Here is a 15,330-nt window from a genome sequence, read left to right as displayed (position 1 = left end):
TTTGCATAGGTTGGATCGACCATGAAACGCAGATGGAAGTCGCTGCTACTATCAGCTAGTTGGGTACTACTTTCCTTTGGGACATCTATTGTCATTATTCTTACCCATCCCCTAGTATCACCAGCAAAAGAACCCGCAGCGTCTACTACTGAAACTACCAAGACCCCTACTCCAAATCAATCCCCAGTCGTTGTTCCAACAGGAACGGAGACAAACAAACCTGTCGTTGTCCCAACAACGACGGAGACGAAGCAGCCCACTGAGTCAACACAACCAACTCCCTCACCAGAAGCAACAGATCCAAAGAAGCCAACTGACTCCAAGGAACCAACACCTTCAGAGGACAAAAAGTCTGAGTCAGTCATAGAACCCGCACCCACTCCTGAAGAAATCGCACGTCAGCAAAAACTGATGGAAGCCGATAAGCTTTACCAATCGGGACAAATTGCTTCTGCAGAAAAACTCTACCGCGAAGCAAAAGAACCTTTTGCCAAATCTTCAGAAGCTCAACAGCGTAAAGAAGCAATTGTTGACCCCGCACAATTATCTCCTGGGGGTAAAGTATACTGGCGCGAAGCAGAAGCAGGAATTGCCAGTCAGTTGTACACCAGAACTATGGTACCGCTAGAGCTTTTGGTTCAGCAGTACCCCGAATTTATTCCCGGACACATCAAATATGCTGAAGTCCTCAAAAAGGACAACCAACAGAAAAAAGCATTGGATGTTTTGGAACGTGCGGCGACGCTGTATCCCAATCAACCAGATTTAATTAGAGCAAGAGTTGCAGCCTTGGCAGAAGCTAAAAAATGGATGGAAGCTTCTTTAGCTGCACGTCAATTTGCTTTGCTTAACCCAAATAGTCCCCAAGCACCTGAGTTTGCAGAACTCGCTGAGACACATCTCAAGCGTTACAAGTCACATATTAGGGCAAAAGTTAGAGGAAATACAATTGCTAATATTGTTACAGGTGTCTTGGGTTATGCCGTGACGGGTAGTCTTCTCGGTCCGTTTACCGCTCTTGACTCTACAATCATGCTCATGCGAGGAGAAAAAGCTGTCGGCGAGTCAGTGGCAAAACAGGCGCGAAAGCAACTGGATTTGGTTAAAGATGTCTCAGTTTTAAAATATGTGGATGACATCGGTCAGAAGCTTGCTAAGGTTTCAGGACGCAATGACTTTAAATACGAGTTTTTTGTCATCCCTGAAGAAAGTTTGAATGCTTTTGCACTCCCTGGTGGTAAAGTCTTTGTTCATGCAGGCGCGATCGCAAAAACCAAATCGGAAGCAGAATTAGCTGGCTTAATCGGTCACGAATTATCTCACGTCGTCCTTTCCCACGGTTTTCAACTCGTCACTCAAGGAAACCTCATTGGTAACTTAACTCAATACATTCCCTATGGCGGTACTATTGGACAACTCTTCGCCATGAGTTACAGTCGGGATATGGAACGCCAAGCAGATACTCTTGGAACACGTCTCATTGTAGCGTCAGGATATGCTGCTGATGGTTTGCGGAATTTGATGGTGACACTGGATAAAGAGCAAAAATACAGACCTCCTCAGTGGTTATCTTCCCACCCAGGTGGTAACGAACGAGTCCGCTATTTAGAAAACCTGATTACACAAAACCAATACAACCGTTACACCTACGAGGGAGTAGCGCATCATATGGACATTCAACAAAAAGCCAAACAGATACTGAAAGAGCAAAAAGAAAAAAAACAACGTCTTCGGAAAAAAAAAGACAGAGTTGATGAATCAAAATGACAAAACTGATCGTCACTAGAAATATCAACTCCCTACTCTGAACCAGTGTAATTATGTTATCTCAATCTCTAAAAATTTTATTTGCGAGCGGTCTTGGTTTATCTATGCTTGTAAACCCTTCAACCGCATTTGCTCAGTCCCGTAGCGGTGATGTTGTTGTACCAACAGAATCAGGTGGTTCTGTAAGACCAAGCACGGGAACAGGCAGTTCAACAACAAGTACATCCACAACTCGCGATCGCGGTACGCGTTTTAGCTGTCGCTACCATAACGGTAATTATACTGTGATGTACAATCCAGAAGCTTTTCCTGGTGAATATTTTCCTTGGGCAACTCCCAGAACTTTAGGCGGCGGTTGGAATGCAGAATCGCGCTGCAACGAAATTGCCAGACGTTTAGAATCTTACCGCCCTGATGGCTTGGTAGAACTTAAGTCATCAGTTGAAAACGGAGAAAACACAGTCTGCGTGACCACTGATGCTAGACCCAGCTGTCGAATTGTACTGACAGTACCTCGCGGACAAGATCCTGATGTTGTTCGTAATGGCATCTTCCAAAACCTAGTCACTGCTGATAACGGCGAACAAACAACTGCTGTCAATACCTTCACAGGGCGTGGTGGCGACCTCAGCAATATAGGTCAAATCTTTGGTGTAAAAAAACCTGCATCTTCATCATCAAAAGCACCGATCAATCTAAAACCCTTCCTAGCTCCTGCTGATGGCGGTACTGGAGCTAAACTAAGTAATGGAGTTAAGCTTCCTAGCTCACAATCCAAACCTAGTGGAGGCACTCGCTTGAATCCTAATAAACTTCGTTAAAAAGCAGTTTTCCATCATTTTTTCAGAAACCAGCTCTCCCACCTCGTTCCCAGGCTCCGCCAGGGAATGCCTTATTAGAGGCTCCGCCTAAGAGTGCTCAATCTACAAAGCGAGGCTCCGCCTCACCATATGCATTCCTAGCCTCTGGCTAGGAACGAGGGACAAGAAAGTAAATTAGGGACTTTCAAATAAAAAACCAGACCCCCCACCTCGTTCCCAGGCTCCGCCAGGGAATGCCTTATTTAGAGGCTCCGCCTAAGAGTGCTCGCTCTACAAAGTGAGGCTCTGCCTCACCATATGCATTCCTAGCCTCTGGCTAGGAACGAGGGAACGAGGGAAATCATTATATTTAAAAACTTATATTGGTAGACCTCCTGGAATACTTGTATTTTGCATACGTTCTATGCGATCGCGTAATTTTTCTTTTTGTTCGGCAGTGAGAATCTCAGAAATTTTTTGCTTTTCTGATTCCATAAGTAACTGAACTATTTATAGAATGGGCAAATGATTACCGTCATTACCTGGCTTTACATCAGGAAAAGGTTTTCAGGTAAAAATGCCAGATGGGTTTCGCCCGAAACTCATCATAAGAAGTTACATTGCGAAAGGGGAGCTTCATTTAGAAAATTTTTATACATGATAAAAGATTTATCCTGAAAGTGCTCTAGGTTGCAGTGTTAGATTGATACATAGAATCTTTTTCAGCATCAAAGCGAGGTTCTCAAATATGCAAAGGGCGAGCTATGAAAAATAGAGACTGGTTTGTTTTGGGTGTACTTAGCTTTGGCGTGGGTTTCGGTATTAGTCTGACACTTGATAGAGATATTAGAAGAGCCGCCCTTACAGGGCTAATTACGTTACCAGCTACAGGTGCAGGTGTTGCATTTGTAGAACGTCAACGTAAACAGCAACTGAACGATACACAGTTACTACAAGCAAAGGCTTCAGAATTAGAAAGACAAACAGAACAACTGAAACTTCAGGAAAGCAATTTACAACAAGCTATCTCCACTGCAACTACACAGAAGGAACAGGTAGAGGCTTTACTGAAAACTCGACAAACAGATCTAGAGCAGTTGCAAACAACAGTTTCATCTCATCAGTCTCAAAAACAGGATCTCGAACGAGCAGTTCTCTCTCAAAAAGCTGACAAACAGCAGTTAGAAGCCCAAACTCAGACGCTACAAGCACAAGTCCAACAGTTAAGAAACCAACAAACAGAACTCAACCAAGCCCTAGCAGCGATTATTAGAGAAAAACAACAGGTAGAAATTGAGTTTGATTCGTCAAAAAATCAACTAGGTCAACTGCAAAGTTTCTTAACAGAACGGCAACATCAACAACAGAAAAGTCTTAACGAACAAACTCAACATTTAACCGAACTGCAAAATCTGATAGCAGCACAAGAAAATCGTCGCTCAAGATTGACTCAAGAAATAAACGATTTGGAGGAGCAAAAGCAGCAACTAGAGATTCAACTCTCTCATTTACAACTTCAAATCGTAAGTTTAGAGCAAAAGTTAGGTTTCCTGAATCAATCTCTAACCAATATTACAAATCAAGAACAAGAAGCACAAGGTAATTTTAATTCTTTACAAATACAGTTTAGAAATTTACAACATCAGAAACAACAGCTTAACCAGGAATTAGCAGAACTGACTTCACAAAAAGACCGATTAACAACAGAATTATCACAAATCCGGCAGGCTCAAAATCAAGTAGAACAAGATCGCCAACTAGAAACAAGCGATCGCACTAGCTTATCTCAACGTAAAATTCCTGAAAACACTATAACAGATCCAGGTTCATTAAATATCAAAACAAGAAACGGCTCTACCCTTGTCAACTCTCAATATAAACAATTGTGGGAAGAAGAAATACTACCTCATTGGACGTATCGCGATCGCCCTGTCGGACATAGATTTCTCGGTAGCGTTCGCATTCAACGCCAAGCTAGTGAGGAAGTCCTCAATGTTGTTAAAACAAATTTACAACAACTCGGTACAGTTACCTACGATTCCTTGAAAAACAACTTTTATACTTTAGAGCAAGACTGGTTAAAAGTTTTTACTTTCGCAACTTCAGAATATGCTTATTACTACTCCAGCGATAAATTTTGGCAAGGTTTTTGCGAGCGTTTAGATATTAACCACAATCAAGGAGTAGAAAATACCTTGCGTCAGGTTATAGACGAAGGAATAAATCTTTTAGGTTTAGTTCGTGCTAGTGGAGGATATAAATACGTCTCCACATTATGGTTACAAAGTGGCGTTCCCAAACAAAACCTAAACCACTTTGCTCAACTCGTTCAAGAAATAGCTGGCGACTTTGGTTGGTGGGAACTCGCACACACTCCAGTCGAACAATTATCGCAAGTCTTATTAAGCGTTTGCGAGGAAAAACATCCCCAATGGGGTACGCTGATTAATTTTCTCAAAGCTTCCTACTCTGAGACGACAGAGACAGAGCCTATTTCCGGACAACTGTTACAAGGGATTGCCTTAGTAGCTCAAGAATTAGAACGTCAAAAATTATCTCCTCAAGCTTTAGAAAATGAAGAGGGGCGAGAAGAGATACTAAGTCAAAATTATTTACCAGAAAACTTTTTCTTACGGAGTTGGGACTCATTAATCAAAGTCTTAACACCTAAACCAGGAGTTAAACCCATCCGAGATACAATTGCTCGAAGCATCAAGCCGTTAATGATGAATTTGGATATTAGCGACTCCTGGAATACACAATTAGTCTTACCAGAACAAAAGCTGTGGAAACCAGAATGGCGCTCGTTACGGGAAACTTACTATCAAATTCCACAAGCTAATTGGGAAGAGACATTTCCTAGAGAAGGAGATTTGATTGTTCCAGAACTCATTATAGAGGTTAATCGAGAAGCAGAAACTTGGAACTGCCAATTGCTAAACCACTATCGTCAGGAACTGATGAAGTGGCAGTATCAAGGTATTAACAGTCACTTACCTTGTTTAATATTTGATGCTTTAACAGGGGAGCATTTGCGATTAAATTTACCCAATCCTTCTCTTTTGGATGTTGAAGAAATCGTCTGTTATACTCCACGCAATATTCAACCAACAATTGCAGATGGTATTGAAATAGTAGATAGTTGTATTCCTTCCAGCATAAAGGGATGGTTGGGTCGGCAAATGAGGTTGACAGTTCCAACATCTTTAATTACCTTAACATTACCTGAAACCCATCAGACTCAAGTAATTACTTGGCAACTAGTTGCTGACAGCGAACCTATTTTGACAGGATTAAGGTTAAAGGGCAAAAAGCCTATTTATTTAGAACCTCCTACTTTCTGGTATCCACCCATCAACCAAATTTTAACTCTGAATGTCTTAATAGAAAGTTTCGATAAGCGAGTTATTGTTGCTCGCTCAGTTGAAAATTTATCACCATCACCTCGTTGGGTTGCAGTTCATTTAGCTACATGGATAAACGAACCAGGAAATTACGAAGCTCGTTTCTGGTTTGCTCAAAAGAGATGGGCGTATCAATTCGAGATACGAGGGCAATATCAAATTTTGAAAAATCCTGGTTTAAAGCGATTGCGTGTTTGCAACAGTCAAGGAATTGAGCAAGCAGACTTGCCTATTCAACAAGATACTGTAGAAAAATTTTGGGCGGAAGTCATTCAAATCAAAGAACTTTGGCCATTAGAAGAAGTTATCTTATTCTTATCGAGTAAAAATGAGAAAATCTCTTATCGATTACAAGCAGATGCACTTGGTATTTTAGCAATCCATGTATCTGTTTTACACGATTTACTTCCTTCTTCTGATTGGTACGCTCTAGATTATCAACGTTTGGGATACGAACCACAAAGACTGTTAGAAATGCCAACTTCAATTAAAACTTCAACTCAGAAATTCACTTGGGTTTGGGATAAACAGGATATTTGTATAACAGGGCTTTTACCTAGAAAGCTATACTCTTTACTTTGTTGGAATTTGCTGTCACAAGATAAACAACCAGAAGAGATACAAATTCCTCTCGTCAAACAGATTGAAGAAATGACTTTAGTGAGTATAAGTTTACCAATTGGTGTTTATTATATTCAATTGATGAGTGGGCAAGACTTAATAGAAAATATTGGATTGTGGTATTGTAATAATCAGAATGATATGCCTAAACCTCCTCAAGGAGAGAAAACTAGAGAAAACTACTGGTACGCTATCTTGGATAACAACGTATCACCAGAACAATTCATAAAGACCGTACAGACATTGAAGTTAAATTTGGATATTCAGAAAATAAAAATAGGAATTTCTAGTTTAGAAAATCAACAGTATTATTTTCCAAATTGGTTGATCTCGGATATTTTATTAATTAAGCTTAAAAAACTCTTAAAGTTTTTAAATCAACTACCTATAGTTCCTCCGGTTAAACCTCAAACTAGTACTTGGTATCTACTTCATGTTACTAATAAGAAACGAAAGCTATTTAAAATTATTTTAGAAGAAAGTATTGCTAAAAAGAAATTGCAGAATATAATTAGGGCAGTGGAGGTTCCCAAAGATTCAAGTTATGAAAATATTTTGTTATTGGATTTAAAAAGTTATCAAGAAGCCTATCCTCATGTCAGCCAACTTGCATATTTTCAAAATCTAGAAAGGATACCGTTATCTCTACAACACGCAAACACAATTTTGAGGGCAAAATAATGTGGTTTGACAAAATAATTCTTCTGCTGAGCAATCACAGACAGCCCAACAATTCAGCCATACCAATGACGCTGACAAAACAGCAGATTGTCTCGTTACTCCGTTCGAGTTCCTCGCCCAACTCTATGCAAGAGCGATCGCAAACCGAAATCCAGCAAGCTTTGACTGAACTGCAAGCACGAGGTGAAGTTTACGCTGGAATGAGAAATCGTTACTGCATGACGCCTCCAACCGTTTTAGCCTCAAGTAAAGATAACCTAGTAGGATTGAGATTTCGAGGCGATCGCGCATACCTTCCCCTAGCCCACCAAGCCCTAAAAACAGAACAAAGTTACGATGCTCTCTCACTCCATCCTAAAATACATGGCTTTGATAGAATTAACGCTTGTCTAAACCAAGTAGGAATTCGCCTCATTACTGTTGCTGATAGTATCGAATATTTACCCTTACCTTGCCAACCATCCAAAGCTCTCTTGCGTTCTCCTTGGTTAGAAAACCCCTTTTTCGTCAAAGAGTGGAGCGAGCGCAATATACAACAGTACATACCTCGTCGCGACACAATCCAAAGAAATCGTTGGACATCACTTAGCTATAACCAATTACAAGACAAAACATTACTACAACTTCCCACAGGAGAATATCTCTGGTTTCAAGATCGAGCTTTTTATGAATTAGAACCAGACACAGCCATTCTGGCAATGTTTGACAAAGATCGAAAAACAGAAAATCCTTTAAAAATTCCTTGGGATGTACAACCAGGTCGGTTAAATCTCCAAGGTATTATCTTACCAAGTCTTTATGCTCAATTGCTTTGGAGGTTATCCGAACCAGACAGCGAACGATACCGACATCGACTCTTTGAAAATCAAAATCACCACTTTGTAGAAAACATATTTCAGCGCTTAGGATGCATTCTCGTATGATATATAGCGGTTCTCACTTGAAACCAATACAGTTTTGTGGGGTAGGCGTCCTCGCCTGCCTAAAACGGGCGAGACACCCGTTCCACAAGACTATTATTTAATGTATTGCACTCAACTGAGAACTGCTGTATCCGTTAGCATAACCATAATAAAAGTTTTTTAACTTCTTAGCGCTTTAGCGACTTTGCGTGAGTTTTATTCAAGATATATAAGCAGACATCATATGACAACAAGCAAGTATCTCGATCCCATTGCAGCAGTAGAACAACCCCGCCAAGATTTTATTCGCTACTTGCTCACAGCATATCCATTACGCGATCGCCATCTCCGTTACGCTCTCAAACAACAACTCGAACAACCAGGGACAGTTTGGCAACATCCTTACTTAGAAGGTTCTCAACCCTACAAACCAGCTAGCAGCGTTAACGCCTTCGTCAATCAAAAGATTTTGCATTCAGAAATGGGAGCGCTGTTTGTACCGAGTCAGCGTCCCCTCTACGAACACCAAGAAAAAGCCGTGAAGGCGGTTATTCAAGACAAACAAAATATTGTAGTTGCAACTGGTACTGGTTCCGGGAAAACAGAGTGCTTTTTGTTGCCAATGCTAGATCTGCTTCTGAAAGAGGAAGCAGATCTATTCAACTCAGGAGTCAGAGCATTAATTTTATATCCTATGAACGCTTTAGTAAACGATCAAGTTAAGCGTTTGCGGAAGCTTCTGTGTCGTCAAACAACGATAAAAATTAAATTTGGATTTTATACAAGCCGGACAGAAACAAAGAAAGAAAAAGCAATAGAAGCATTATATCAAGAATTTGCTGCTTACGAATATAAGGAACTTGAAGAGCTATTTACAGAAACGGAAATAAAAAATTTAAACCTTCACAGTCAGGAAAAATTAATCGATCGCGCTATTGACAAAACTCTTAAAGTTCAGTGTCTTTCTCGTGAAGAGATTTGGGAAAAACCACCTCACATTTTGGTCACCAACTACTCAATGCTAGAACATATGTTGATTCGCCCAAAGGAACGCAACGAAATTTTTGGAGTATCAACATCAACGTTTAAAATGTTAGTTGTAGATGAAGCTCATACTTATAATGGCTCTACAGGTAGCGAAGTATCCATGCTATTACAGCGTTTAAAGGTAGCGATTGGGATAGAAAAACCTGGACAGATACGCTGTATTGCGACAAGTGCAAGCTTAGGAGACGCATCAGTTGACAAGCAAATCTTGCAGTTCGCTCGGGATTTTTTTCATGAGCCGTTTAGTCAAGTTATTCGAGGTAGCCGCGTTACAGCTACAGAACGATTGGGTAGCCGTTATGTTTTACCTTCTGAATTGAGTCATCAAGAAATCTTTAACTCTTTGAGAATTCTAGAACTCCCCGATCATAATGACAGTATTAAAAAGTGGTTGGATGTACTTGGTAATATCGTTCCACAAGAACAATTAGCATCAGCACAATCTCAATCCCAAGGCAATATACATAAACTTCTGTGGTTTGCTCTCAAACAACATCCTCTCATACATCGACTCATCGATCTCCTCAGCCGTCAACCTCAACAATGGGAACAAGTTGCGCGATCGCAAGAATTATGGTATACAAATCTCCCTTTCTCTTTAGATGGACAAGTTGATGATACAGATGCCAAAATAGCACTCTCTCATCTACTACAATTAGGCACTCTAGCGCGTGAAAATCCCGATGATTTGCCTTTATTACCAGTTCGTCTGCATCTTCTTTTCCGGAGTTTAGAAAGTGTTTATGCTTGTATTAATCCCGATTGTTCTGGTGTAGAATGCGATCCAGACTATCCACAAAAACCACGTTACGGTCGTCTTTATTTAAATGAAAAGATAACTTGCGATTACTGTAACGCACCAGTTTTAGAATTAGGGAGTTGTTCGCAGTGCGGACAAGCTTATGCTTTCACCCAATTAAATAATTCTAGATTAGAATCTTTGCCTAGATCGAATCAAGGATTGAGAGAACAAGACAATACAAAAAATATTTACACTCTAACTTCAGGTGTTTTAGATAGTGTTATAGAAGACGAGGAGATAGGCGAAATAGAAGAGGAAGACAATTCTTCAGCACCAAAAACTTTTACAATACGTCAGCGAAATGGTTGGATTGGTATTTCCTCAAATGAAACTTTTTCACAAAAATCCCACGGACAAGGTGAATTTCATTTAGCTTGGTATCGTCAAAATTCTCAAAACAATGCCAAAGATTCAGAAGGATGCTATCTTCCTAAGTGTGCGGCTTGTGGTACGCGCCCAATTCGCACTCAAGCAATCAATCGTTTTGTTGCTTACACTGATGAACCTTTAGAGACTATGATTGATAGCCTTTTTAATATTTTACCAGAATCAGAAAACATCAAAGGAAGTGCTTCCAAACGAAAACTTTTAACCTTTTCTGATGGTCGTCAAGATGCTGCATTTTTCGCTTCTGATTATCAGCGAAATCATACAGAAATCCTTTACCGTCAAATGATTTGGAAAGCTTTTGATGATGCCAAAGATCATGATAATACCGCTTCAGTTTCTCAAGTTATTAACAAATTAACACTCTTATTTTTAGAAACATCAATTCCTCATCCAGACCGAGATTCACGACGGAACTATCTTAGCTATTTCCCAGAAGATGAGGAGAGTCTGGACAATAAGAAAGATTGCCAAGATAGTTCTGAAGCCCGTGCTAAGGAGCTATTACTCCGAGAATTTGCTTTACCTTTTAACCGTCGTTCTACATTAGAAGCATTTACAATTTTAGCTTGTCATCTTGAATCTTTCGATGAACGCTTGATTGAGTTGGTATCGGCTCAATTTGAAATTTCAAAAGATGAGGCGCAAATTTTCTTGACAGTTCTGACAGATATTATTCGCCGCACGGGGATTGTGAGTATTGATGGTGCATCGCGGTACTTTCCTGAAACTGGTGGTGTTGAGGGCGTTCGTCCAGAGATGGTAGACGTTCATGGAAAATCTAAAAATTATTTGTTTTTGGAAAAATCACTAGAAGAAAGGAAAAAATTTGAAGATTCTCCTTCATTTTTGCCAAAGTGGAGAAAAGACGGGAAAGTAAGCGAAGCCCAAAATCGTCTGGGGTGGTATTATTTTCAGCTATTTGGGGAAAGATTTCCAAGTCGAGAAAAGTTAACTTGGCTTTTTCAGCAGCTTAAAGATTCTCGTTTATTAGTCAGTGCTAAAAATGGCTATCAACTCAACTGGATGAAATTGAATCTTCAGAACACAGAGAAAGATTGGTATCAATGTAGTTCTTGTCAGCATATTTTTCACGTTCCTGGTTTATCGAAAGTAGACAAACCAACGATTAATGTCTTTGGATGTCCGTCATATAAGTGTAAAGGGAAGCTTCAACCTTACTCGTGCGAAAAAATGACACGAGTTACAAATGAGCATTATCAACAGCATCTTATCAAACATCGATCGCCTTTACCGTTGCGATCGCAAGAACACACAGCACAGTTAGGTGTCGGTGAATTAGAAAAACGGGAAAATCGTTTTCGCCGGGGACAAATCAATATGCTCAGCTCTTCGACAACCTTAGAGATGGGAGTAGACATCGGCGAACTCCAAGCAGTCGTTTTGCGGAATTTTCCACCTCATGTTAGTAATTATCAACAAAGGGCTGGACGTGCGGGAAGGCGTACTGACGGTGTTGCTATTACTTTAATGTACGGACAGAGGCGTCCTCATGACCGATTTTATTTTGAGCAACCAGAAAAGCTCATAGCAGGTAGCAATCAAATTCCCAAATTAGACGGTGGTAACATTCAAATCCAGCAGCGTCACCTCCGGGCTGAGTTACTAGCTGAATTTTTGAGAATTCATAATGTAGGTGCAGAGGAAGTAAAAATTGGTGATTTCTTCAGTTTACCACAAAACTATTCTGCTGAAAATTTTAGACCACCTGCAACTTCACTATTTTATGAATTTCAAGAATGGTTGGATAGCGATCGCGCTCGTTCTATGGCACAATCTTGGATTGAGCGACTCAAGAGTGTGGGAACTGCTCGTAGTGTTATCGAGCAGTTTTTGGCAGCACTATCAAATTTTGAGCGAGAGCAACTCGGAGATTGGAACGGTCTGATATCACTACTGCAAAATATTCTGGAAGATATCAGCACAGAAAGCGATCGCAAAAAACGCAAGTTACTCGAAAAGCGTCGCGATAGTATTGAAGATGAGCTTGATAAAATTATTAAACGCCGACTTTATGATGAATTAGTCCAAGCCAGTATTTTACCAATTTATGGTTTCCCTATAGATGTCGTGCGTTTACTGACAGGTGAAAGCAATGAGTATAAGTCCTCTCAAGGGAAACACAGACTGGAACGCGATCGTCGTTTAGCCCTTGGGGAGTATGCACCAGGACAGGAAATAGTTGTTGATGACCGAGTTTATCAAAGCGTAGGGATTGTTAGACCTGGAGACTTAGAACAAGAATACTACTGGATTTGTCAAAATTGCAATCATTTTCGTCGCTCAAATCAGTCAGATGTTATTGATGAATGTCCCGTCTGTAATGTAGAACCCTCAACAGCTGCTAAGAAAATGAAAGCATATAAAGTCCCCAAAGCTTTCTGCACGGACTGGACAGCGACTCCAAAAGTAACTCCATACACCAAACCCCAACGCCAACCAACATCTCAGGTTTTCTTAGCAGGTGAAGGAGAAAAATCAGAGGAGTTTTCGCATTCAGGCTTTTATTTTCTCACAACTAGTCAAGGTGGAAGATTCTTCCTTGCAAACCAAGGAATAGTACCTGGTAAAGGGTTGAACAAGCAAGGTTTTGCGATTTGTAAAACTTGTGGCTACAACTTAAGCGATAAGGTTCAAATAGAGAGCCAAACAAATAACAGTAAATCTAAAGGTAAAAAGCCCTCAACTCCTTCACGATCGTCATCGCTGATTCACAATCATCCTATTACTGGAAGAGAGTGCAGAGGAAATTATGAATTTCTGCATTTAGGTCATGAATTCCGCAGCGATCTCCTCGAAATAAAATTTGATAGAGATACCAAACCAAATTTGCTGTTTGGCAAAGTCGTTAATTATGGGGATAGCAATACCGTTTCATCAGTAACAAACACTCCTACTCAAGCAATCAATGGCTTAGATTTTTGGCGTTCTCTCACTTACGCTTTACTCGCCGCAGCCGCTCAAGCTATTGATGTTCCACGACAAGAACTCGATGGATTGTTTAGACCTCTCCCGGATGGATTAGCAGAAATCATTATATACGATAATGTGCCGGGAGGTGCTGGATACAGCAAACGAATAGCAGACACTTTTCAACAAGTACTGGAGTTAGCTTATCAAATTGTTGCTACTTGTAGTTGTGACAGGAGTTGTTACGATTGTTTGAGAACTTATTCAAATCAGCCATTTCATGCTGAGTTAAACAGGAATTTAATTGCTGAATTTCTAAGACCTTTAGTAGAAAGACTCACTCCCGATCCAGAATTACAAAACTTTGCGCCCAATGCAACTCGCGTGCAATTAGCTCAAATGGCAGATCGGTTACCTGCACTTTCACGAAGGGCGAGTGAAGTAAGTGCAATCTATTTACCAAGTTTGTTAGATACGTATAATTTAAACAATAATTCACCGTTGTCTTGGTTTGCGTTATTAGAAGATATTGTTTACTTCATGCAACGTAGCAAGATTCCATTAGAATTGACTATTAATCAGTTATTAGAATCGCGTAGTGTTGCTTCGGAGTCAGAAAGAATATATCTACAGGTGTTCTACAAACGTTTAGGACAGTGGCTCGACCAAGGATTGCTCGAGCTTTATAAAGCTCCCGTTCGGGCTTTACCAATTTTGTGTCTGAATACCGAGCAACAAAACCGGATTGCTTTACAACTTCATCGAAATTCAGAGAGCGGTGTATGGGAATGGTTTCAAACGAGAAGTTCTGAGGGAGTCAGTACTGTTTTTCAAAGATTACAGGGTTTGCGATCGCAAGCTAAGTTAGTGACAGCTAAAGAATTAGAAGATCCACAAACTTCAGTAGCATTTCCAGATAGAAATTGGGGAGATTTAACATTACCGCAGTTACGTAAGAAACTGGGATTAGACAAAGTTTTGTTAGGCGGTCAAATAAGACAAATAGTGTATCGCGATCGCTACTTAAATGAAAAAGGAGCAAAAATTCTTGACCATCTGTTACAAAGTGATGGTCTGAATCAAAATTCTTCCGTGACAATTGAGGTTTTAGAAGACTCCCAAGGAGAAACACAGAAACAGAGAAAACACCAACTCGAATTAGCGCTGAGCAAACTCAAAGAAATAGGAGTTTCTCTAAATATAATTGTTCGACCTTGGCAACATCGCATTCATTTTCCTCATGCACGAGAACTTGAAGTCCATCAAAAAGACGGACAGAAATTTAAAGTCTTATTTGATAAAGGAATTGACTTTTTAGAACAACGAACAAACAGTATCTATCGCGTTGTAGAACGAAGTTATGTTGTAGTCACTCAGTTGAAGGTGTAAGGAATAAACATCGTGTCCTCGTTCCTAGACTGAGCTTGTCCTCGCGTCCTCGTGTCCTCGTTCCCAGGTTCCGCCTGGGAATGCCTACCTAGAGGCTCCGCCTCCTCTTCTTATAAAACAAATACACTGAAGTAACCAACAAGCTTCGAGCATAAAACTTAGAGTAATGGCTATTTACTTTACTCTACATAGTTATTACTATCAAATTCCGATCGCAAACCTTATTCAAGGTACATTAAACTCACTTAGTAAAAACCGATTTATATCTAGTATTATGTAAGTAATCTCACCAATTTACTTACGTAATATATTTGAATTTAAAGATTGCATATATTATCTATTAATAATGATCTAGCAAGCTAAAGTAGTATTGTTATTTAACAAATACAAAAATCGTAAAAACCGCCATATGCGCTCGCATAAGTCATGTAGTAGCTAATTTTCCATATATTCCTCGTTCCTAGGCTCAGCCTGGGAACGAGAGATAACGCCTGAGCCTGTCCTCGTTGTATTGAGACAATAAAGTCTTACACTGGCGTAGCCCCCAAGCCTTAATCTTACGTTAGCCAAAAAAACTGGATTGACAATAAAGTTTTACC

At 40.1% G+C, this 15,330-nt stretch carries 5 protein-coding genes; all 5 read left to right on the top strand.

Annotated elements, in window-relative coordinates; translation table 11 throughout:
- The first annotated feature begins 21 nt into the window (after positions 1–21).
- The 5 genes from ACKTT2_RS48395 (at position 22) to ACKTT2_RS48375 (ending at position 14,731) form a co-directional block, all read left to right on the top strand.
- On the top strand, positions 22–1,767 hold the full coding sequence (locus tag ACKTT2_RS48395; protein ID WP_407900265.1) for a M48 family metalloprotease: 1,746 nt from the start codon (positions 22–24) through the stop codon (positions 1,765–1,767).
- Positions 1,768–1,820: 53 nt separating this feature from the next.
- The gene (locus ACKTT2_RS48390) at positions 1,821–2,588 is read left to right on the top strand and encodes a COP23 domain-containing protein (RefSeq protein WP_407900264.1); all 768 of its coding nucleotides are present in this window, start codon (positions 1,821–1,823) and stop codon (positions 2,586–2,588) included.
- A 743-nt stretch (positions 2,589–3,331) separates the two neighbouring features.
- Entirely contained in the window at positions 3,332–7,273 is a 3,942-nt protein-coding gene (locus tag ACKTT2_RS48385; RefSeq protein ID WP_407900263.1) for a coiled-coil domain-containing protein, read from the top strand.
- Positions 7,273–8,196, top strand: a complete 924-nt coding sequence (locus ACKTT2_RS48380) for a hypothetical protein (RefSeq protein ID WP_407900262.1) — start codon at positions 7,273–7,275, stop codon at positions 8,194–8,196. Before ACKTT2_RS48385 ends, ACKTT2_RS48380 begins: the two co-directional genes overlap by 1 nt.
- 223 nt (positions 8,197–8,419) lie before the next feature.
- Entirely contained in the window at positions 8,420–14,731 is a 6,312-nt protein-coding gene (locus ACKTT2_RS48375; protein WP_407900261.1) for a DEAD/DEAH box helicase, read from the top strand.
- The last annotated feature ends 599 nt before the right edge of the window (positions 14,732–15,330 follow it).

This window comes from Scytonema hankhaensis NUACC26, assembly GCF_045865695.1.
In the GTDB taxonomy this organism is placed as follows: Bacteria; Cyanobacteriota; Cyanobacteriia; order Cyanobacteriales; family Nostocaceae; genus Scytonema.
This window is presented reverse-complemented; position numbering and strand designations above follow the sequence as displayed.

What these genes read in the sequence shown, in the direction of transcription:
- ACKTT2_RS48375 (WP_407900261.1), top strand. Translation starts at nt 8,420, where the DNA reads ATGACAACAAGCAAGTATCTCGATCCCATTGCAGCAGTAGAACAACCC.
- ACKTT2_RS48390 (WP_407900264.1), top strand. Translation starts at nt 1,821, where the DNA reads ATGTTATCTCAATCTCTAAAAATTTTATTTGCGAGCGGTCTTGGTTTA.
- ACKTT2_RS48395 (WP_407900265.1), top strand. Translation starts at nt 22, where the DNA reads ATGAAACGCAGATGGAAGTCGCTGCTACTATCAGCTAGTTGGGTACTA.
- ACKTT2_RS48385 (WP_407900263.1), top strand. Translation starts at nt 3,332, where the DNA reads ATGAAAAATAGAGACTGGTTTGTTTTGGGTGTACTTAGCTTTGGCGTG.
- ACKTT2_RS48380 (WP_407900262.1), top strand. Translation starts at nt 7,273, where the DNA reads ATGTGGTTTGACAAAATAATTCTTCTGCTGAGCAATCACAGACAGCCC.